Source organism: Caenimonas terrae (assembly GCF_042655405.1).
In the GTDB taxonomy this organism is placed as follows: domain Bacteria; phylum Pseudomonadota; class Gammaproteobacteria; order Burkholderiales; family Burkholderiaceae_C; genus Ramlibacter; species Ramlibacter terrae_A.
Genome location: NZ_JBHSMF010000009.1, coordinates 151,998 through 172,308, shown reverse-complemented (window position 1 = coordinate 172,308; position 20,311 = coordinate 151,998). Strand labels below are relative to the sequence as shown.

Here is a 20,311-nt window from a genome sequence, read left to right as displayed (position 1 = left end):
CAATCGTTTACCGCCCGGTCCCGGGTTCAGCCGGCCAGCGCCTCGCGCACCGCAGACAGCTGCCGGCGCGACACGGCGAGTACTTCGTCGATGCCGTTCAGGCGCACCGCCCAGACCTCGCCTTCCTCGGGATCGTCATGTTTTTCCAGCGCCCGGACCGCGTGGCGGGCCACCAGCGCATTGCGGTGGACCCGCATGAACTGCGCCGGGTACTTGTCCTCCAGCTCGCTGAGGGAGGCGTCCAGAATATAGCTCCTGGCCGCGGTGCGGACCGTCACGTACTTCAGTTCGGCCTTGAAATACAGCACTTCCGGCAATGGCACACGTTCGGTGCGTCCGCGGTCCTGGATCACCAGCACCTCCGGCGCGGCCTCGGGCTGGGCGCCGCGGCTGGCGAGCGCCGATCGCTCCACCTTCTGCAGAGCCATCTGCAGGCGCTCCAGCCGCACCGGCTTGGTCAGGTAGTCGGCGGCTTCCAGGTCGAACGCCTCCACCGCATGTTCGGCATGGGCTGTCACGAAGATCACCGCCGGTGGCTGCGCCAGCATCCGCATCGCCTGGGCCAGCGCCATGCCGTCGGCGCCCGGCATGCGGATGTCCAGCAGCACCGCGTCGAAGGCCTGGCGGCGCAGCAGCTCCATGGCCTGGGTGGCGTTGGCCGCCTCGCCGCCGACATGGGCGGCCGGCGCGGTGCAGTCGCCAAGCAGGGTTCGCAGCCGCGCCCGGGCCAGGGTTTCGTCATCGACAACCAGCACCTGAAGTGTCATAGCAACCTCCATGGAGAGCCTGTCAAGCGGGAACCTCGATGCGCACCTGGTAGATGCCGTCGACCAGGGCGGTCTGGAACTGACCCTGCACGTCGTGCAGCAGCCGCAGCCGGTCGCGCACATTGTCCTGCGCCACCCCGTGGCCGCGCCGCCCCTGGCCGGCCGGCACGGTGTTGGTGACCTTGATCACCACCACGCCGCCGCGCCGCTGGGTGCTGATCTTCACCTGGGCACCCTCGGGGCTGGGCTCGACGCCGTGCTTGACGGCATTTTCCACCAGCGGCTGCAGCAGCAGCGGCGGCAGCCTGGCGTTGCCGGCGTTCTCGTCGAGCGCCCATTCGAGCCGCAGCCGGTCGCCGAACCGGACCTGCTCGATCGCCAGGTAGCGCCGGGCCAGCGCCACTTCCTCGGCCAGCGTCACCGATTCGCCCTGGTCGGCCAGCGCGTGGCGGAACAGGTCGCTGAGGTCTTCCAGCAGCGTCTCGGCCCGCGCCGGGTCCTGCCGCACCAGCACGATCGCGCTGTTGAGCGTGTTGAACAGGAAGTGCGGCCGGATGCGGGCCTGCAGCTCCGACAGGCGCGCGGTGGTGGCGGCCGGGGTCCGGCCCTTGGCACGCAGGATCAGCGCGGCCACCAGCAGCGCGGACAGCAGCGCCCCGGTGATGGCGGACGCCAGCCACGGCGGCGACGCAGTGACGCCCGTGAGCCGCAGCAGCACGCAGCCGTAGATGCCGGCCGCCGCCCCCAGGGCGATGCCGAACACGGCCTGCCAGGGCGGCGACAGGCGCTCCAGCTGGCCCTTGAGGCTGCAGGCGACGATCAGCCAGGCCAGCGTGGCCGGCAGCGCCGCGCCGGTCAGCAGCGCGACCCGCAGCAGCCAGTCCATCGGCGTGGCGGCGCCGTACATCGCCCCCGTCATCAGCGTGGCCTCGACGAACAGCACCGCGCGCATGATGACCCCCACATGGCAGGCGTCGAACACCAGCACGCGCTCCGGCTTGGGCCGGGCGCGCGGCTCTTCCATGAAGGCCGATAAAATTTGCGAGTCTTTCATCTCAATTGGGGTCAGATCCCGATTATTGCCCCATGACTTCCCAACTCGACAAGAAATCCCACGCCTGGTCGGCCCTGTTCTCGGAGCCGATGAATGAGTTGGTCAAGCGCTACACCGCCAGCGTGTTGTTCGACCAGCGCCTGTGGCAGGCCGACATCGAGGGCTCGCTGGCCCATGCCGGCATGCTCGCGGCCCAGGGCATCATCTCCAAGGCCGACCACGCCGCCATCGAGCAGGGCCTGGCGCAGGTTCGCCAGGAGATCGAGGCCGGCAAGTTCGAGTGGAAGCTCGACCTGGAGGACGTGCACCTGAACATCGAGGCGCGGCTGACCCAGCTGGCCGGCGATGCCGGCAAGCGCCTGCACACCGGCCGCAGCCGCAACGACCAGGTCGCCACCGACGTGCGGCTGTGGCTGCGCGGCGAGATCGACCTGATCGCCGGCCTGCTGGTCGACCTGCAGAAGGCGTTGCTTGCCATCGCCGAAAAGAACGTGGAAGTGATCCTGCCCGGCTTCACCCACCTGCAGGTGGCCCAGCCGGTGAGCTTCGGCCACCACATGCTGGCCTACGTGGAGATGTTCAGCCGCGACGCCGAGCGGCTGCAGGACGCGCGCAAGCGCCTGAACCGGCTGCCGCTGGGGGCGGCGGCGCTGGCCGGCACCAGCTATCCGCTGGACCGCGAGCTGGTGGCGCGGACGCTGGGGATGGACGGCGTCTGCCAGAACTCGCTGGACGCGGTGAGCGACCGCGACTTCGCGATCGAGTTCACCGCCGCCGCCGCGCTGGCGATGATCCACATCAGCCGGCTGTCGGAAGAACTGGTGCTGTGGATGTCGCAGAGCTTCGGCTTCATCGACATCGCCGACGGCTTCTGCACCGGCTCGTCGATCATGCCGCAGAAGAAGAACCCCGACGTGCCGGAACTGGCGCGCGGCAAGACCGGCCGCGTGGTCGGCCACCTGATGGGCCTGATCACGCTGATGAAGGGCCAGCCGCTGGCCTACAACAAGGACAACCAGGAAGACAAGGAGCCGCTGTTCGACACTGTGGACACGCTCAAGGACACGCTGCGGATCTTCGCCGAGATGGTCGGCGGCATCACCGTCAAGCCCGAGGCGATGGAGCAGGCTGCGCTCAAGGGCTACGCGACCGCCACCGACCTGGCCGACTACCTGGTGAAGAAGGGCCTGCCGTTCCGCGACGCCCACGAGACGGTGGCCCATGCGGTCAAGGCGGCGATCTCGCACCAGGTGGACCTGTCGGAGCTGCCGCTGGCGGTGCTGCAGCAGTTCAATCCCAAGATCGACAAGGACGTCTACGGCGTGCTGAGCCTGCGCGGCTCGCTCAACGCCCGCAACATCCTGGGCGGCACCGCGCCGGCGCAGGTGCGGTTGCAGATCGAGCGCCACAAGCAGCGCCTGGCCTGAGGCCGGGTCACAAGCCGGCGCTGGTGCTGACGTTCAGCCGCAGGGGCGGCGCCGATGCCAGCGGCCGGTCGCTGGTGTTGTCCACCAGATCGAGCTGCAGCGCGTAATCGCCGCGCGGCGGGTTGAGCCAGACCTCGGTCTGGCCCTGGCGGAAATCGAGCAATTCCCTGCGCCCGCCGCGCTCCAGCGTCAGCCGGAAGTGGCCGCTGTCCGGCACGCCGGCGTCGCGGTGGGAGATGTTGTAGCCGCTGGCGTGGAACTGGACCCGGAACGGGCCCTTCACGGCCTGCTGGTCGGCCAGGTTCAGGATCTCGATCCGCCGCGGGCCCAGCACCGCCGCCGGGGTGAGCTTCGGGTCCTGCGCCGTGATCGTCACGCGCAGGGGCCTGCTGAAGACGAAATAGGGAATGTGGCCCTGGTCGGCCAGCAGCAGGTTCAGGTTGTAGGTGCCGGGCTTGAGATTGATCACCGTTTCCATCTGGCCCTTGCCGAAGTGGATGTACTGGTCGGTGAAAGGCAGCGGCTTCTTGAAGTCCAGCGGCAGCGGCTGGTTGATCAACAGGTGGTGGTGGCCGGCGCGGCCGGCCGTCTTGCCGGCGGGCACGATGCCGCGCATCGACAGGCCGAAGCGCAGCACGAACGGCGCCACCCGGCTGTCGCCGTCCCTGAGGTTGGTGAAGTAGGCCTCGGGCTGGCGGTTGGGTGGCGGTTCCACCCAGGGATGGCTCAGCAGCTCGGACGCCTCGGTCAGGGCCATCGGTTGCGCGATGACGGCGGCCGGACTTGCGGCGGCGAGGAGGACCAGCAGGGACAGGAATCGGAGTTGGTTTCGCATTGGGATCTGGTAACAAGACTTACAAGTCACAATATATACTGTTCAGTCTTCATGCGGCTGGCACAAGTGCACGCTTCAGCCTGGTTTCAGCATCGGCCCGGATAATCCGGGCTTTGCACCCACAGGACTCCATGCGACTGCTGCTGGTCGAAGACGACCCGATGATCGGTGAGGCGGTGCTCGATGCGCTGCGCGCGGAGCACTACGCGGTCGACTGGGTGCGCGAGGGCGCGATGGCCGACACCGCCCTGCAGAGCGAGGACTACGACCTGGTGCTGCTGGACCTGGGCCTGCCCGGGCGCAGCGGCCTGGACGTGCTGCGCTCGCTGCGCACGCGGCGCCAGACCATGCCGGTGCTGATCGCCACCGCCCGCGACGGCGTGGCCGACCGGGTCGCCGGGCTGGACGCCGGCGCCGACGACTACGTGGTCAAGCCCTACGACACCGACGAACTGATGGCCCGCATCCGCGCCCTGCTGCGGCGCAGCGCCGGCCGGGCCGAGCCGGTGTTCAGCCACATGGGCGTCACGCTGAACCCCGCCACCCGCGAGGCCGACGTCAACGGCGAACCGGTGTCGCTCTCGGCGCGCGAATGGGCGGTGCTCGAGCCGATGCTGCAGCGGCCCGGCGCGGTGTTCTCGCGCAGCCAGCTGGAGCAGAAGCTGTACGGCTGGAAGGACGAGATCAGCAGTAACGCGATCGAGGTCTACATCCACGGCCTGCGCAAGAAGCTGGGCGCCGACATGATCCAGACCGTGCGCGGCCTGGGCTACCTGGTGCCGCGGCAATGAGCCAGGCCGCCGGCACCCGTCCCGCCCCGCCGTCGCTGCGGCGCCGGCTGCTGTGGGTAGTGCTGGCCGCCATCGCGCTGGTGTCCGTGCTGCAGGCCGGCACGGCCTACCGCACCGCGCTGGCGCAGGCCGACGCGCTGTTCGACGAGCACCTGCAGGAAATGGCGCGCTCGCTGCGCGGCGGCCTGCCGCCCGGGCTGGCGCTGTCGCCGGGCGATCCGGCCTACGACTTCATGGTGCAGATCTGGGGCCCGGACGGCGCCCAGATCTTCCGCTCGCCGCATTCGCAGCTGCCGGCGCAGGCGGTGCTGGGCTTTTCCGACGGCGTCGCCGGCGGCGTGCGCTATCGGGTGTATTCGCTGCAGACGCCGGAGCAGACGGTGCAGATCGCGCAGGACCTGGACGCCCGCCAGGCCCGGGCGCGCGCGATGGCGCTGCGGGCGGTGCTGCCGATCGCTCTGCTGGCGCCGCTGCTGATGCTGATCGCATGGTGGCTGATCGACCGCTCGCTGGCGCCGGTGGAACGCACCCGGCGCCAGGTGGCTTCGCGCACCGCCGGCGACCTCTCGCCGCTGCCCGACGCCGACCTGCCGGAAGAGATGCTGCCGCTGGTGCGCGAGCTGAACCTGCTGTTCGGCCGCGCCCGCCAGGCCTTCGACACCCAGCGCAGCTTCGTGGCCGACGCCGCCCACGAAATGCGCTCGCCGCTGACGGCGCTCAAGCTGCAGGCCCAGGCGCTGCGCCGGCCGCAGGACGACGCCAGCCGCGACGCCGCGGTGGCCCGGCTCAACGACGGCATCGACCGCGCCATCGAGCTGGTCGGCCAGCTGCTGGCGCTGGCCCGCGAGGAGGGCGAACGCCAGAAGCCGCCCGAGGCGCAGAGCGTCGACCTGCAGGAGCTGGTGCGGCAGGTGGTCTCCGACGTGCTGCCGCAGGCGCAGGCCAGGCGCATCGACCTGGGCCTGGCGGCCGGCGACAGCGAGCCGCTCCAGGTGCAGGGCCGGCCCGAGGCGCTGCACACCCTGCTGCGCAACCTGCTGGACAACGCGATCAAGTACACGCCGGACGGCGGCCAGGTCGACATCTCGCTGGCCCTGCGCGACCGCTCGCCCTGCCTGTTCGTGGAGGACAGCGGCCCGGGCCTGCCGCAGGCCGAGCGGGACCGGGTGTTCGACCGCTTCTACCGGGTGCCCGGCAACCATGCGCAGGGCAGCGGCCTGGGGCTGGCCATCGTCAAGACCATCGCCGACGCCCACGGCGCCACCGTCACGCTCGACAGCTCGCCCCGCCTGGGTGGACTGCGCTGCGAAGTGCGCTTCCCGCGGCCGGCTTAAGGCTGTCCTAAGCGGACGGCGCCACAGTTGGGTGGTCGGATCCCTTCCACCGTTCCACCATCCCTTTCCCAGGAGCAACCCATGTCCCAAGCTTCCATGAAGTCCGCGCCGCTGGTGCTGGCCCTGCTGGCTGCCGGCGTCGTCGGCGGCGCCGGCGTCGAGGCGCTGCACAACCACGCCAATGCCGCGTCCGCGCCGCAAGTCGCCCTGCTGGCACCAGCCCAGGCGGCGGCGCCCGTGGCCGCGGCCCCGGTCGGCACCATCGCGCCGCCCGACTTTTCCGCCATCACCGAACGCTACGGCCCGGCCGTGGTGAACATCAGCGTCAGCGGCATGCGCAAGACCGGCGGCGAGGAGATGGGCGCCGAAGCCTTCCAGGGCGGCGACCTGTCCGAATTCTTCCGCCGCTTCCAGCAGGGCCAGGGCCGCATGGTGCCGCGCAGCGTACCGATGCACGGCCAGGGGTCGGGCTTCATCGTCAGCGCCGACGGCACCATCCTGACCAACGCCCACGTGGTCAAGGACGCCACCGAGGTGACGGTCAAGCTGACCGACCGCCGCGAGTTCAAGGCCAAGGTGCTCGGCGCCGATCCCAAGACCGACGTCGCCGTGCTCAAGATCGACGCCAAGAACCTGCCGGTGGTCGCCCTGGGCAACGTCAAGAGCCTGCGGGTCGGAGAATGGGTGCTGGCGATCGGCTCGCCGTTCGGCTTCGAGAACACCGTCACCGCCGGCGTGGTCAGCGCCAAGGGCCGCACGCTGCCCGACGACAGCGCCGTGCCCTTCATCCAGACCGACGTCGCCGTCAACCCGGGCAACTCGGGCGGCCCGCTGTTCAACTCGCGCGGCGAGGTGGTGGGCATCAACTCGCAGATCTACAGCCAGTCCGGCGGCTACATGGGCGTGTCGTTCGCGATCCCGATCGACCTGGCCACCGCGATCCGCAACCAGATCGTCACCACCGGCAAGGTGCAGCACGCGCGGCTGGGCGTGGCGGTGCAGGAAGTGAACCAGGCGCTGGCCGATTCGTTCAACCTCGACAAGCCCGAAGGCGCGCTGGTCTCCAGCGTCGAGAAGGGCAGCCCGGCCGACAAGGCGGGCCTGAAGTCGGGCGACGTGATCCGCGGCGTCGATGGCCAGCCCATCGTCGCCTCCGGTGACCTGCCGGCCATCATCAGCCTGGCGACGCCGGGCAGCACGGTGAAGCTGGACGTCTGGCGCAAGGGCAACCGGCTGCAGCTGACGCCGCGGCTGGCCAACGCCGCCGACAAGGTGGCCCAGGACGACACACGGCCCGACGCCACCGAAGGCGGCAAGCTGGGGCTGGCGCTGCGGCCGCTGGAGCGCGGCGAGCAGCGGCAAGCCGGCGTCGACGGCGGCCTGCTGGTGGAAGACGCGAGCGGTGCCGCCGCGCGCGCCGGCGTCGAAGCGGGCGACGTGCTGCTGGCGGTCAACGGCGCGCCGGTCACCAGCATCGAGCAGGTGCGCTCGATGATGGCCAAGGCCGGCAAGTCGGTGGCGCTGCTGATCCAGCGCGGCACCGACAAGATCTTCGTGCCGGTGCGGGTCGGCTGATTCCGCGCCCCCTGGGGGGATGAACGAAATTCGTCCCCCCTGAGATTTCTTCAGGCCGCGGGCCGGGGCAGGCGGTAGCATTCCTGCAAACCGAGGAGAGCCCGTGCCCGTCATCACCACCATCGAGGACCTGCGCGTCCTGGCCAAGAAGCGCGTGCCCCGCATGTTCTACGACTACGCCGATTCCGGCTCGTGGACCGAGAGCACCTACCGCGCCAACGAAGCGGACTTCGACCGGATCAAATTCCGCCAGCGGGTGGCGGTGAACATGGAGAACCGCACCACCCGCACCCGGATGCTGGGCCAGGAGGTGGCGATGCCGGTGGCGATCGCGCCCACCGGCCTGACCGGCATGCAGCATGCCGACGGCGAGATCCTGGCGGCCCGCGCGGCCAAGAAGTTCGGCATCCCGTTCACGCTCTCGACCATGAGCATCTGCTCGATCGAGGACGTGGCGCAGGCCACCGACCGCCATCCGTTCTGGTTCCAGCTGTACGTGATGCGCGACCGCGGCTTCATCGAGAGCCTGATCGACCGCGCCAAGGCGGCCAACTGCTCGGCGCTGGTGCTGACGCTGGACCTGCAGATCATCGGCCAGCGCCACAAGGACATCATCAACGGCCTGTCGGCGCCGCCCAAGCCGACCCTGGCCAACATCCTGAACCTGATGACCAAGCCGCGCTGGTGCATGGGGATGCTGGGCACGCCGCGGCGCCAGTTCGGCAACATCTTCGGCCACGTCAAGGGCATCGAGAACATGGGCTCGCTGTCGGAATGGACGGCCAAGCAGTTCGACCCGGCGCTGTCGTGGAGCGACGTCGAATGGATCCGCAAGCGCTGGGGCGGCAAGCTGGTGCTCAAGGGGATCCAGGACGCGGAAGACGCGCGCATCGCCGCGGATACCGGCGCCGAGGCACTGATCGTCTCCAACCACGGCGGCCGCCAGCTCGATGGCGCGCCCTCCTCGATCTCCGCGCTGCCGGCGATCGTGGAGGCGGTCGGCCACCGGATGGAGGTGCACATGGACGGCGGCATCCGCTCCGGCCAGTCGGTGCTCAAGGCCTGGGCGCTGGGCGCGCGCGGCACCTACATCGGCCGCTCGATGCTGTACGGGCTGGGCGCGCTGGGCGAGGAAGGCGTGACCAAGGCGCTGCAGATCATCCACAAGGAGCTGGACCTGACCATGGCCTTCTGCGGCCACACCGACATCCACAAGGTGGACAAGTCGATCCTGCTGCCCGGCACCTACTGAAACCCTGCGGGTCCGGCCTTCAGCGCTGGCCCCAGCTGGCCATGCCGCGCGGCTGGAAGTCCGGCCCCGGCAGCCGCGACAGCCGCTGCTTGGGCCCGCGATAGGCCTCGAACAGCGCCTCGTGCGCCGCCAGCGAGAACTCGCCGTCGCGCTCGTAGTAGCCCTCCACCCACGCCATCAGCATGCCCAGCTTGCGGTCCTGCTCGGCGCGCGAGCGGTATTTGTGCGGCTCCCAGGGCCGGGCGCGGCAGTTGGCCAGGCACTGGTCCATGCCCGGGTCCAGCAGCAGCAGCAGCGGCCGGTAGTTCAGCGCGGTGGAGATCAGGCCCGGATAGCAGCCCTCCACCACCCAGTCGGGATAGGAGCGGCAGAAGCTGTGGACGTCGGCCGCCGCCACGTCGGGCGGCCGCGGGACGGCGACCCGGTCCGGTTCCCAGGCCACGATGTCCAGGTCCAGCAGGGCCAGGTCCATTTCGCCGGCCAGTTGCCAGGCCAGGGTGGATTTGCCGGAGCCGGCGTTGCCGATGATGGCGAAGCGGTTGGTGCGTTTCAAGATGCCGAGAGCGTCGCACAGAATCGGCGCCGCGGCCAACCCGCTATAACCCTTCGATGCAAGCATCTTCCGTCGCCGCCTGGGCCTGGATTCCGATCGTGGTGGCGGCGGCCGCCGCCCAGACCGCGCGCAACGCGGCGCAGCGCACCCTGACGGCGCAGGTCGGCACGCTCGGCGCCACCCTGGTCCGGTTCCTGTACGGCCTGCCGTTCGCCGCCCTGGCGGTGGTCGTGCTGCAGGGATTGTCCGGGGCGGGGCTGGCGCTTCCTGCATTCACGACTGCCTTTTTCGCCTGGGTGGCGTTCGGCGCGGTCAGCCAGATCGCCGCCACCGCGTTCCTGCTGGGCGCGATGAAGGAGCGCAATTTCATCGTCGCCGTCACCTATTCCAAGACCGAGGTGCTGCAGGTGGCACTGTTCGCGGCGCTGTTCCTGCACGAGGTGCCGGCCTGGCTGACGCTGCTGGCGATCGGCGTCGCCAGCGCCGGCGTGGTGATGTTGTCGCTGCCGCAGGGCACGAACGGCAAGCCGGGGGCCGAGGCAGCGCGCGGCTGGGGCGGCAAGGTTGCCGTGCTGGGGCTGGCCTCGGGCGCCGGCTTCGCGCTGTCGGCCGTCGGTTACCGGGGTGCGGCGCTGCAGCTGCCCGGCCTGTCGCCCTGGCTGGCTGCGGCCTGGGGCGTGATGTGCGCGCAGGCCCTGCAATCGCTGCTGCTCGGAAGCTGGCTGGCGTGGCGCGCGCCGCAGGCATTGAGCGGCATCCGCCAGGCCTGGCGCATCTCGCTGCTGGCGGGCGGCATGGGGGCCGTGGCTTCGCTTGGATGGTTCACCGGCTTCGCGCTGCGTCCCGCCGCCGATGTCCGCACGCTGGGGCTGGTGGAAGTGCTTTTCAGCTATCTCGTGTCGCGGCGCCTGTTCCGCGAGAAGCTGGGCCTGGCCGAACAGGTCGGCCTGGCGCTGGTTGCAATCGGGCTGGTGGTTGTATGCGCGCGGCTCTGAAAGCGGACAGCCGGACGCAGAAGACGCAGAAAGACAGTGGGATTGAATTCAATTCAACCTGGTTTCCCCTTCTGCGCTTTCTGCGTTGCTTCTGCGCTTTCTGCGTCCTTGTCCCCGCTCCCGCTCCCGCTCCCGTTCCCGTTCCCGCCTTCAGGCGTAGTAGCGTGCCGCCTCGGCGTGGGTGTCGATCATGGCCTCGAGCTGGTCGACGATCGGCTGCGGCAACACCACCATCGGGGTCTGGGTGGACAACCACTCGCACAGCGCCGAATCGGTGATCTGCGGCAGCACCTCGAAATAGACGCCGTCGGCGCGGTCCCCGGGGGTGCAGGAGTTGCGGAACCGGAAGCCGCCCTTCCAGACGCCGCCGCCGGCCGGCGCGTACTTTTCCTTGGCCTGGTACTTGTAGCCCAGCCAGTAGGTGCGCAGGGCCTTTTCCTTGCGCACTTCGACCACGTAGACGTCGCCGCCGGCCGCCGCCTCGCTGGCCTCGGGCTCGCGCGAGGTGTAGGAATGCGGGGTCTTGCGGATCGTCTTGAGGTTCGCGAGCAGGGGGCCCTGCTCCTCAGCGATGTGTTTCACTGCGTATGCGGCCAATGGATTTCTCCCGTAATGCGATGTGGCTGAACAAGGGACACTATAGGCCCCGGCCGGCGCCGGCCCCTTCGCTATGCTTGCGAGGTGCCCGCCGACCCCCCCATCCGCCGCATCGCCCACCTCGACATGGACGCGTTTTTCGCCTCCGTGGAGCTGCTGCGCTACCCGCAGCTCAGGGGCCTGCCGATCGTGATCGGTGGCGGCCGGCGCAAGGTGGACGAGATCATCCGGGAGAAGTATTCGGACCGTCCGCTGTCGGAAATCCCGGTCGAGGCCTTTCCGCTGCTCAAGGACTACGTGGGCCGCGGAGTCATCACCACCGCGACCTACCCGGCGCGGCAGTTCGGCGTCGGTTCGGCCATGGGCATGATGAAGGCGGCCAAGCTGGCGCCCGACGCGCTGGTGCTGCCGGTGGACTTCGACGAGGTGCGCAAGTACTCGCGCCAGTTCAAGTCCATCATCCGCGAGATCGCGCCGGTGGTGGAGGACCGCGGCGTGGACGAGGTCTACATCGACTTCACCGAGGTGCCCGGGGGCCAGCGCGAGGGCGGCCGGGTGCTGGCCCGCTTGATCCAGAAGGCGATCCAGCAGCAGACCGGGCTGACCTGCTCGATCGGCGTGGCGCCCAACAAGCTGATCGCCAAGATGGCCAGCGAATTCAACAAGCCCAACGGCATCTCCATCGTCTACCAGGACGATGTGCGTACCAGGATCTGGCCGCTGCCGGTGCGCAAGATCAACGGCATCGGGCCCAAGGCCGAAGTGAAGCTGCACAAGCTGCACCTGCTGACCGTGGGCGACATCGCCGCCCAGGAACGCGAGTGGCTGGTCGACAACTTCGGCAAGTCCTACGGCGCCTGGATGCACGACGCCGCCTGGGGCCGCGACGACCGGCCGGTGGTGACCGAGAGCGAACCGGTGTCGATGAGCCGCGAGACCACCTTCGACCGCGACCTGCACGCGGTGCGCGACCGGGCCGAGCTGGGCGCCATCTTCACCGACCTGTGCAGGCAGGTGGCCGGCGACCTGCAGCGCAAGGGCTATGTGGGCAAGACCATCGGCATCAAGCTGCGCTACGACGACTTCAGGATCGCGACCCGGGACCAGACCATCGACCACTTCACCGACGATCCCAAGACCATCCGGCAGGTGGCGGGCCAATGCCTCAAGCGCGTGCAACTCGAGCGCCGCTTGCGCCTGCTGGGCGTGCGCGTGGGCAAGCTGGAAAAGGCCGGCGCGGCGGTGGAAACGGCCGCCAACGAAGCGCCGGCGCCGGATGGCGCCGACACGGCAGAGGCAAGGCCCGGCACGCTGGACCTGTTCTGAGCAATCCCTTCCTACCGCGGCCGGCCCCTTCGGACTACACACAGGCGGGCAATGCCGCCCTACCTTGGACGCATCCGTACTTTGCATCCGAGGTGTCGCGATGAGAAAACATCTGCTAAGTCAAGCCGCCGCGCTGTGCCTGCTGGCGCACGCGGGCCTGTTCAGCCTGCCGGCATCGGCCGCCGGCACCATCGTCGTGGCCGCTGCGCCCCAGACCAGCGGCCTGGAAGTCAATGCCGACAACGGCGTCGCGGCGGGTTCGCAGCTGCGCCTGACCCTGCAGGGAACGCCTGGCGGCCAGGCCAGCGCCCGCATCCCGGGCCTGGACGCCCCGCTGGCACTGAGGGAGACCGCGCCTGGCCAATACAGCGCGCGCTACACGGTGCGCCGCGCCGACCGCATCGACCCGGCGGCGGTGATCAAGGTCAGCCTGACGGCCGCCGGCCGGACCGCGGTGGCCAATTACACCTTCCCGCCCTCCTTCATGGCGCCGGTCGCCGCCGCGCCGGCGCAACCGCTCATCGTCGCGCCGCCCTCGACGATCGTCGTGCAATCCGGCGCCGCGCCGCTGCGCATCGAGCGCTTCGCGCTGGCACCGCTGGGCCGGGCCGAGCCCGGCGCCGAACTGCAGTTCGGCCTGACGAGCGTTCCCGGCGCCACGGCCTGGCTGGATATTCCAGGCGTGGCCACCCACGTGCCGATGCGCGAGACGCGGCCGGGCCATTACGAAGGGACCTACACGGTCCGCCAACACGACAACCTGGCGGCGGCCGGCCCCGTCACCGCCACCCTGCGCGCGGACGACAACCGCATCGCCACCGCCACGCTGAGCCTGCCGCTGGTCAGCGACCACCGGCCGCCCCAGATCGGCAACCTGCTGCCGCGCCAGGGCGAGTCCGTGGGTCCCGGCCCGACCCTGGTGTCCGGCACCTTCGATGCCACCGGCTCCGGCGTGGACCCGCAGTCCGTGCGCATCACCGTGTCGGGCCGCGACGTCACCTCGCTGGCGCAGATCACGCCGCGCGAATTCTCCTTGCGCGACCGGCTGCCGCCGGGCCACCACACGGTGGAAGTGATGGCGGCCGACCGGGCCGGCAACGTGGCGCAGAAGTCCTGGAGCTTCGACGTCGGCTCGTCGGTGCTGGGCGCGCCCACCTCCGGCCTGCCGCTGGCGATCGTGAGCCACCAGAACAACGGCTACATCGGCACTGACGTGACGACCATCCGCGGCCACACGGTGCCGTTCGCCAGCGTGCGTGTGCAGGTGGACGCGGTGCCGCCCACCGGCCGGCGCTACGACGCCGGCGTGGCGCAGCGCCTGCTGTCGGAATCGGTGCAGGCCGACGCCAACGGCGACTTCGCCTTCGACTTCAACCCGCGCTATGTGCGGGACAACGCCAGTTCGCTGCCGGTGCCCGGCACGCGCTACGACCTGTCGGTCACAGCCAACCGCGACAACGCCACCACCGAATCGCGGCTGATGCTGTTCCAGCGAAGCTGACGACACGAGCCCGCAACTTTGCGGGCTTTTTTCCGCTTCCGGCCCGCAGCTTGTTTGACGGCTCGCGGGCCGCGGCCTACATTGAAAACTGACACCAAACTTACAGGCCCGCCACCGGAGATTTCCATGCCGCTCGCCGAACTGCAACGCATCAAGCAATGGCACGTGAGCCACCGCCACCACAATCCGCTGGAATACCACCTGTGGGATGCGATGCTGACGCTGTGGGTGATGGGCTGGGTCGGCTGGCTGCCGGCCTACGCGCTGCACAAGGTGTGGGCCGTGCCGCTGTGCGTGCTGGCGATCGCCGCGCCCGGCCTGTACGTCGCCTGGCGCACCAGGGCGCACCGGGCGCGCCGCCTGCGCTGCGACTGGGTGCGCTAAAGCCCCGTTACAGTCTCCGTGCAACCGGAGACTGCCATGCAATCCTTCTCACTGTCACGGCAAGGCGCCGTGGCCCACCTCGTGCTGAACCAGCCCGGGACGCTCAACACGATGCATCCCACCTTCTGGCGCGAGCTCGATGACGTTCTCGCCACCTTGCACCGCGAAGGCACGGCCCGGGCGCTGGTGATCTCCTCCACCGGCAAGCACTTCAGCGCCGGCATGGCGCTGGAGACCTTCGGCGGCGCGATCGCGATGGACGACAGCAGCCCCGAGGGCCGGGCCGCGATCTTCGACCTGCTGACCGACATGCAGGCCACGTTCACCAGGCTGGAGACCCTGCGCATCCCGGTGATCGCGGCGATCCAGGGCGGCTGCATCGGCGGCGCGGTGGACATGGTCACGGCCTGCTGCATCCGCTATGCGACCAGCGACGCCTTCTTCTGCGTGCAGGAGATCAACATCGGCATGGTGGCCGACGTCGGCACCCTGCAGCGCCTGCCCAAGCTGCTGCCGCTGGGCCTGGTCAAGGAGCTGGCGTACACCGGCCGCCGGCTGACGGCGGCCCGGGCGCTGGCGCACGGCCTGGTCAACGAGGTGTTCGACACGCAGGAAGCGATGGTCGCCGCGGCGCTGCAATGCGCGGCGGAGATTGCCGCCAAGCCCCCGGTCGCCATCTGGGGCACCAAGCAGGTGATCCACTACACGCGCGACCATCCGGTGGACGATTCGCTCAGGCAGATGGGCTGGGTGCAGGGCGCCATCTGGAGCAACGCCCATGTGCGCGAAGCCGTGACGGCGATGAAGGAAAAGCGCGCCGGCGTGTTCCCCGACCTGCCGCCGCTGGCCTCGTTCCGCGAGCTTTGAGCAGCCGCTGCGCTGCGGCGGGCGGCGGCTACTGGCGGGCGGTGCGGACGTTGGGCGGCGGCGCGCCCGGATGGCTGGTGCGCCAGGGATTGATGTCCAGCCCGCCGCGCCGGGTGTAGCGGGCGTACACCATCAGCTTGGCCGGCTTGCAGCGGCGCCAGACGTCCATGAAGATCCGTTCGACGCACTGCTCGTGGAACTCGTTGTGGTTGCGAAAGCTCACCAGGTAGCGCAGCAGGCCGCCCTGGTCGATCTGCGGCCCCGAATAGCGGATCTGCACGCTGCCCCAGTCCGGCTGGCCGGTCACCAGGCAATTGCTCTTGAGGAGATTGCTGGTCAGCGTTTCGTCGACCGGCTTCTCGTCGAAGGCGGCGGTCAGCAGTTCGGGCCGCGGCTGGTAGTCCGTGCATTCGATGTCCAGCCGGTCCAGGCTCAGGCCGTCCAGTTCGTGCACCGGCTCCTTGTCGAACTGGTCCGGCAGCAGCAGCTTGACCCCGACCGACGATTGCGTGGCGGCGCCGCGCCACGCGGCTTCGCTGATGTCGGCCCGGATGCGGTCGCGCACCTCGTCGGCCGAGGCGAAGCGGCTGTTGGTGAAGCTGTTCAGGTAAAGCTTGAACGACTTGCTCTCCACGATGTTGGGCGTCTCGCACGGCACCGTGACGTGGGCGATCGCCACCTGCGGCTTGCCGCGCAGTGTCAGCCAGCTCAGCTCGAAAGCGGTCCACAGGTCGGCGCCGAAGAAGGGCAGCGTGGCGGACAACCCCAGCTCGTCGCGCTTGGGCCGGCGCGAGAGCGGGAACAGCAGCGACGGGTCATACCGGTCGACGTAGGGCGCCGGCTTTCCCAGCAGCGATTGTTCGGGCGTGGTCAAGCGGCGCTCCTCGCGGATTCCAGGTGCGGCAGCAGCGGCCCCAGGATGTGTTCGATGACGCCGGGCGGCATGTCGTGCCCCATGCCGGTCACGCCCACCAGGCGGGCGCCGGCGATGCGGCGCGCGGTGTCCACGCCGCAGGCGTAAGGCACCAGCGGATCGTCGCGCCCGTGCACGACCAGCGTCGGCGTCCGGACGCGGGCGAGCTCCTCGGCGCGGGTGAGGTCGGCGATCACGGCCACCATCTGGCGCAAGGTGCCGGCCGGATGGAAGCTGCGTTTCATCGACGCGCGCACGGCGTCGCGCAGCGTCTGGTCGTCCAGGGGAAAGGCGGGGCTGCCGATCAGCCTGAAGAAGCGCACGGTGTTCTCGATCGCCGCTTCCTCGCTGCGGTCCGCCGGCCGGGTCAGCAGCGCACGCAGCACGTCGGCGCGCGGGCCGGGCAGGTCGAGCGCGCCGCTGGAACTCATGATGCTGGTCAGGCTCAGCACCCGCACCGGCGCCGCCAGGGCAACCCGCTGCGCGATCATCCCGCCCATGCTGACGCCGACCACGTGGGCCCGGCCGATCCCGAGCACGTCCAGCACGCCGAGCGCATCCTGCGCCATGTCCCGCAGCGAATAAGGCGCATGCACCCGCAGTCCGAGCCGGCGCTTGACGCTCTGCCACATCAGGTTGGGCCGGCCCAGGTGGTCGAAGTCCTGCGACAGTCCGATGTCCCGGTTGTCCAGCCGCACCACCCGGAAGCCCGCGCTGACCAGCGCGCGGACGAAGGCCGGCGGCCAGGCCGTCAGCTGCATGCCCAGGCCCATCAGCAGCAGCACCGCCGGCCAGCCGGACTGCGAGCCGTCGGCGCCGCTGTCCTCCACCTCCAGTGCAATGCCGTTGGCGACCACCCTCATTCGAACCGCCGCTCGCGCAGCCATTTGGTGGCGATCCACTTCTCGCCGGCCAGCACCGGCGCGCCGCCATGCAGCGTGCGGGTGACCGGATGCGGCCGGTCGTAGCTGAAGAACACCGCGTTGCCGCGCTTGGGCGCGACCACCAGGTTGACGTCCGGGAAGGTGGTGCCGCCGCCCTTCTCCGGCTCGGCCAGGTACATGACGATGGTGGCGACCCGCTGGCCGCCGCGCTTGAGGATGGTGGGCGTGCCCGGCTCCACCGGGTCGAAATAGTCGAAGTGCGGCTTGTATTCCGCGCCCGGGCGGTAGTGCAGGATCTGCAGCCCCTCGCCGTTTTCCTCGGGCCAGTTCAGCAGCCGCGCCAGCCGGGCTTCCAGCCGCTTGACCACCTCGTTCTCGCCGCGCTGGAAGAACATGCCGTTGCTGGTGCGGTCGTCGTTGACTTCCTCGCCGCCGGTCTTGGTGGCGACGGTGAGCGAACGGGCCAGCCGCGGCTTGGCCAGCTCGATCAGCTGGTCGCATTCCTGGTCCGACAGCAGGTTGCCGAACACCACGATGCGCGGGTTCTCCATCGCGTTGAGCACATGGACCTGGCGGTCGCCGGCGTCCACGTACAGCGGTGCTTCCTGCAATTGCAGGTCCGGCACCTTCACCGGCGGCGGCAGGGTCGATGCCACGCCCTTTTCCTCCAGATGGCCGCGCAGCGTCGACTCCATCGCCTCCACGGCCACGTCCTCCGACCAGCCGGAGGCCAGCATCGACTGGAGCACCGCTTCGGCCTGGTGGCCGGCCTGGGCCTGTTCGACGATCCATTGCCGCAGCTGCGGCGTGATCTGTTGCGTCATGCTGCCTCCACGGCTGGATTGTTGCGCCGGAACACCAGGCGATCGGGCCGCGACACGGCGCCGTCGAAAGCGTAGCCGTCCAGCGCGAATCCTTCCAGCGTCCGGGGCGTCGCCACCCGCTGCTGGATGGCCCAGCGTGCCATCAGCCCGCGCGCCCGCTTGGCCGAAAAGCTGATGATCTTGTAGCCGCCGGGCCGCAGCTCCTCGAACACCACGTCGATGACGCGGGCCTTGAGCGCGCTGGTGTCCACTGCCTTGAAATATTCCTGCGAGGCCAGGTTCACCACCACCGGCGACGGGTCGGCCTGCAGCCGGCGATTCAGGTAGGCGGCAATGTGCGGTGCCCAGAACTGGTAGAGGTTGCCCGCCTTGCCGGCCTTCAGGGCGGTGCCCATTTCCAGCCGGTAGGGCTGCATCCAGTCCAGCGGCCGCAGCACGCCGTACAGGCCGCTGAGGATGCACAGGTGGCGCTGGGCCCAGTCCAGGTCCTCGCGCTCCAGCTCCCGGGCGCGCAGGCCGTCGTAGACGTCGCCGTCGAAGGCCAGCACGGCCTGCCTGGCGTTGTGGCGGCCGAATTCGGGCGTCCAGGCCTGGTAGCGCTCCACGTTGAGCGTGGCCAGCTTGTCGCTCAGGTCCATCAGCCGGGCCAGCTGGCGGGCGGACTTCTTGCGCAGCACCTCGATCAGCCGGGTGGACAGCTCGACGAAGCCCGGCTCCGAATGCGGCAGGTCGCCCGCCGGGGAGTCGTAATCGAGGGTTTTGGCCGGAGACAGCAGGTACAGCATCGCCCGATTATCCCAGCCGCGTCATCTCCAGCTGCGGCCGAGCAGCCACTGGCTGGTGGCGCAGGCCAGCACGAGGCCGGCATAAGCCGCCATGGTGCCGTCGCGGCCCGTCAGGGCCAGGCCGGCCAGCAAGGCGGCCGAGCCGGCCAGGAAAGCGACCATCCACGCTGCCAGCCAGGAGGCCGGCCGCGCTCCCTCCGGCAGCAGCGTCCGGCCGGCCAGGCTCACCAGCAGGCCCACGCCCAGGGCGGGCGCCAGCAGGCCGCACAGGTGCCAGAAGAAGTCGAGTGGGCCCATCTTTCAGGGCCTTTGAGATAGAACAAGAACGGCGATCACCGGCAAATTTTATAATCCGGCATGGCTGTCTGGGCATTGGGCATCAATCACACGACCGCGCCGGTGGACCTGCGCGGCCGCTTCGCCTATGCGGTCGAACAGATCCAGCCCACCCTGCATGGGCTCAGGGGCTCGCTGAGCCGGCAGCCGGAAGCGGCCATCCTGTCCACCTGCAACCGCACCGAGATCTACTGCGCCGGCGACCAGCAGGACGTAGAACACACGCTGGACTGGATGGCCCGCTCGGGCGGCGTCACCCCGTCGCTGCTGCGCTCGCATGCTTACCAGCTGCGGGACGGGCTGGTGGCCCGCCACGCGTTCCGCGTGGCCAGCGGCCTGGACTCGATGGTGCTGGGCGAGCCGCAGATCCTGGGCCAGATGAAGGAGGCGGTGCGCGCCGCCGACCAGGCCGGGGCGTTGGGAACGACGCTGAACCAGCTGTTCCAGCGCTCCTTTGCGGTGGCCAAGGAGGTGCGCAGCGCCACCGAGATCGGCGCCCATTCCATCAGCATGGCGGCAGCGGCGGTCCGGCTGGCCGGCCAGCTGTTCGAGGACCTGGGCACGATCCGGGTGCTGTTCGTCGGCGCGGGCGAGATGATCGAACTGGCGGCCACGCATTTCGCCGCCAAGAATCCCAAGAGCATGGCGATCGCGAACCGCACGCTGGAGCGCGGCGAGCGGCTGGCCGGGCGCTTCGGCGCCGAGGTGATGCGGCTGGCCGACCTGCCGGCGCGCCTGCACGAATTCGACGCGGTGGTGAGCTGCACCGCCAGCACGCTGCCGATCATCGGCCTGGGGGCGGTGGAGCGGGCGCTCAAGGCCCGCAAGCACCGGCCGATGTTCATGGTGGACCTGGCCGTGCCGCGCGACATCGAGCCCGAGGTCAAGGCGCTGGAGGACGTGTACCTCTACACGGTCGACGACCTGGCGCATGTAGTGCAGACCGGCCAGGCCAACCGCCAGGCGGCGGTGGCGCAGGCCGAGGCGATCATCGACGCCGGGGTCCAGAGCTTCATGCACTGGATGGACCACCGCGCCGGCGTGCCGCTGATCCAGCAGCTGAACGCCCAGACCGAGGAGTGGCGGCAGCTGGAGATCGCGCGGGCCCGCAAGCTGCTGGCCCGCGGCGAGGACGTGGACGCCGTGCTGGAAGCGCTGTCACGCGGCCTGACCCAGAAGATGCTGCACGGCGCGCTGGCGGAGCTGCATGCCGGCGATGCCACCGCCCGCGAGCGCGCCACCTCCGCCATCAAGCATTTCTTCCTGCGCAAAGAGCGTTAGCGCCCTTCGACAAGCTCAGGGTGAACGGCT

Annotated in this window: 21 protein-coding genes; 11 read left to right on the top strand and 10 right to left on the bottom strand. The window is 69.7% G+C overall.

Annotated features, from left to right (window positions below; genetic code table 11):
• Nucleotides 1–26: 26 nt before the first annotated feature.
• Complete coding sequence (locus ACFPOE_RS14510) at nt 27–767, bottom strand: LytR/AlgR family response regulator transcription factor (protein WP_376850837.1); 741 nt, start codon at nt 765–767, stop codon at nt 27–29.
• Between the two features lie 22 nt (nt 768–789).
• Nucleotides 790–1,821 carry a sensor histidine kinase gene (locus ACFPOE_RS14505; protein ID WP_376850836.1) on the bottom strand — a complete coding sequence of 344 codons (1,032 nt, stop codon included), beginning with the start codon at nt 1,819–1,821 and terminating at the stop codon, nt 790–792.
• Between the two features lie 32 nt (nt 1,822–1,853).
• Between ACFPOE_RS14505 and argH the strand changes: the two genes are divergently transcribed.
• Nucleotides 1,854–3,248 carry an argininosuccinate lyase gene (argH, locus tag ACFPOE_RS14500; RefSeq protein ID WP_376850835.1) on the top strand — a complete coding sequence of 465 codons (1,395 nt, stop codon included), beginning with the start codon at nt 1,854–1,856 and terminating at the stop codon, nt 3,246–3,248.
• Nucleotides 3,249–3,255: 7 nt separating this feature from the next.
• Here argH and ACFPOE_RS14495 read toward each other — a convergent pair whose 3' ends face one another.
• A complete protein-coding gene (locus tag ACFPOE_RS14495) occupies nt 3,256–4,083 on the bottom strand; it encodes a DUF4399 domain-containing protein (RefSeq protein ID WP_376850834.1) in 828 nt (275 codons plus the stop codon).
• 131 nt (nt 4,084–4,214) lie between these two features.
• Here ACFPOE_RS14495 and ACFPOE_RS14490 point away from each other — a divergent pair, with 131 nt between their 5' ends.
• From ACFPOE_RS14490 to ACFPOE_RS14475, 4 genes are all read left to right on the top strand, one after another.
• Nucleotides 4,215–4,874, top strand: coding sequence for a response regulator (locus tag ACFPOE_RS14490; RefSeq protein WP_376850833.1), 660 nt, complete (start codon nt 4,215–4,217; stop codon nt 4,872–4,874).
• Nucleotides 4,871–6,208, top strand: a complete 1,338-nt coding sequence (locus ACFPOE_RS14485) for an ATP-binding protein (protein WP_376850832.1) — start codon at nt 4,871–4,873, stop codon at nt 6,206–6,208. The genes ACFPOE_RS14490 and ACFPOE_RS14485 overlap by 4 nt, the downstream gene beginning before the upstream one ends.
• Nucleotides 6,209–6,289: 81 nt before the next feature.
• Nucleotides 6,290–7,783: a DegQ family serine endoprotease gene (locus ACFPOE_RS14480; protein ID WP_376850831.1), complete on the top strand. Its 1,494-nt coding sequence runs from the start codon at nt 6,290–6,292 to the stop codon at nt 7,781–7,783.
• 103 nt (nt 7,784–7,886) lie between these two features.
• Entirely contained in the window at nt 7,887–9,035 is a 1,149-nt protein-coding gene (locus ACFPOE_RS14475) for an alpha-hydroxy acid oxidase (RefSeq protein ID WP_376850830.1), read from the top strand.
• Between the two features lie 19 nt (nt 9,036–9,054).
• On the opposite strand, the gene ACFPOE_RS14470 is transcribed toward ACFPOE_RS14475, so the two are convergent.
• Entirely contained in the window at nt 9,055–9,588 is a 534-nt protein-coding gene (locus tag ACFPOE_RS14470; RefSeq protein WP_376850829.1) for a P-loop NTPase family protein, read from the bottom strand.
• Nucleotides 9,589–9,644: 56 nt separating this feature from the next.
• Between ACFPOE_RS14470 and ACFPOE_RS14465 the strand changes: the two genes are divergently transcribed.
• Nucleotides 9,645–10,583: an EamA/RhaT family transporter gene (locus ACFPOE_RS14465; RefSeq protein WP_376850828.1), complete on the top strand. Its 939-nt coding sequence runs from the start codon at nt 9,645–9,647 to the stop codon at nt 10,581–10,583.
• 150 nt (nt 10,584–10,733) lie between these two features.
• Here ACFPOE_RS14465 and ACFPOE_RS14460 read toward each other — a convergent pair whose 3' ends face one another.
• The gene (locus tag ACFPOE_RS14460) at nt 10,734–11,165 is read right to left on the bottom strand and encodes a hypothetical protein (RefSeq protein WP_376850827.1); all 432 of its coding nucleotides are present in this window, start codon (nt 11,163–11,165) and stop codon (nt 10,734–10,736) included.
• 99 nt (nt 11,166–11,264) lie between these two features.
• Here ACFPOE_RS14460 and dinB point away from each other — a divergent pair, with 99 nt between their 5' ends.
• The 4 genes from dinB to ACFPOE_RS14440 all read left to right on the top strand — a co-directional run bounded on the left by dinB (nt 11,265) and on the right by ACFPOE_RS14440 (nt 15,258).
• Nucleotides 11,265–12,506, top strand: coding sequence for a DNA polymerase IV (gene dinB / locus ACFPOE_RS14455; RefSeq protein ID WP_376850826.1), 1,242 nt, complete (start codon nt 11,265–11,267; stop codon nt 12,504–12,506).
• Nucleotides 12,507–12,606: 100 nt separating this feature from the next.
• Entirely contained in the window at nt 12,607–14,007 is a 1,401-nt protein-coding gene (locus tag ACFPOE_RS14450; protein ID WP_376850825.1) for an Ig-like domain-containing protein, read from the top strand.
• 126 nt (nt 14,008–14,133) lie between these two features.
• Nucleotides 14,134–14,391: a hypothetical protein gene (locus ACFPOE_RS14445; RefSeq protein WP_376850824.1), complete on the top strand. Its 258-nt coding sequence runs from the start codon at nt 14,134–14,136 to the stop codon at nt 14,389–14,391.
• A gap of 36 nt (nt 14,392–14,427) precedes the next feature.
• Complete coding sequence (locus ACFPOE_RS14440) at nt 14,428–15,258, top strand: enoyl-CoA hydratase-related protein (RefSeq protein ID WP_376850823.1); 831 nt, start codon at nt 14,428–14,430, stop codon at nt 15,256–15,258.
• Between the two features lie 28 nt (nt 15,259–15,286).
• Here the strand turns inward: ACFPOE_RS14440 and queF are convergent, their stop codons facing one another.
• The 5 genes from queF to ACFPOE_RS14415 are packed head-to-tail and all read right to left on the bottom strand — an operon-like array spanning nt 15,287 to nt 18,961.
• Nucleotides 15,287–16,132: an NADPH-dependent 7-cyano-7-deazaguanine reductase QueF gene (gene queF / locus ACFPOE_RS14435; protein WP_376850822.1), complete on the bottom strand. Its 846-nt coding sequence runs from the start codon at nt 16,130–16,132 to the stop codon at nt 15,287–15,289.
• Nucleotides 16,129–17,034, bottom strand: a complete 906-nt coding sequence (locus ACFPOE_RS14430) for an alpha/beta fold hydrolase (RefSeq protein ID WP_376850821.1) — start codon at nt 17,032–17,034, stop codon at nt 16,129–16,131. The genes queF and ACFPOE_RS14430 overlap by 4 nt, the downstream gene beginning before the upstream one ends.
• Nucleotides 17,031–17,879 carry a 2OG-Fe(II) oxygenase gene (locus ACFPOE_RS14425; protein WP_376850820.1) on the bottom strand — a complete coding sequence of 283 codons (849 nt, stop codon included), beginning with the start codon at nt 17,877–17,879 and terminating at the stop codon, nt 17,031–17,033. The genes ACFPOE_RS14430 and ACFPOE_RS14425 overlap by 4 nt, the downstream gene beginning before the upstream one ends.
• Nucleotides 17,876–18,664, bottom strand: a complete 789-nt coding sequence (yaaA, locus tag ACFPOE_RS14420) for a peroxide stress protein YaaA (protein ID WP_376850819.1) — start codon at nt 18,662–18,664, stop codon at nt 17,876–17,878. The genes ACFPOE_RS14425 and yaaA overlap by 4 nt, the downstream gene beginning before the upstream one ends.
• Nucleotides 18,665–18,685: 21 nt before the next feature.
• Nucleotides 18,686–18,961: a hypothetical protein gene (locus ACFPOE_RS14415; protein WP_376850818.1), complete on the bottom strand. Its 276-nt coding sequence runs from the start codon at nt 18,959–18,961 to the stop codon at nt 18,686–18,688.
• Between the two features lie 60 nt (nt 18,962–19,021).
• On the opposite strand from ACFPOE_RS14415, the gene hemA reads away from it, so the two are divergent.
• On the top strand, nt 19,022–20,281 hold the full coding sequence (hemA, locus tag ACFPOE_RS14410; RefSeq protein WP_376850817.1) for a glutamyl-tRNA reductase: 1,260 nt from the start codon (nt 19,022–19,024) through the stop codon (nt 20,279–20,281).
• Nucleotides 20,282–20,311 lie beyond the last annotated feature (30 nt).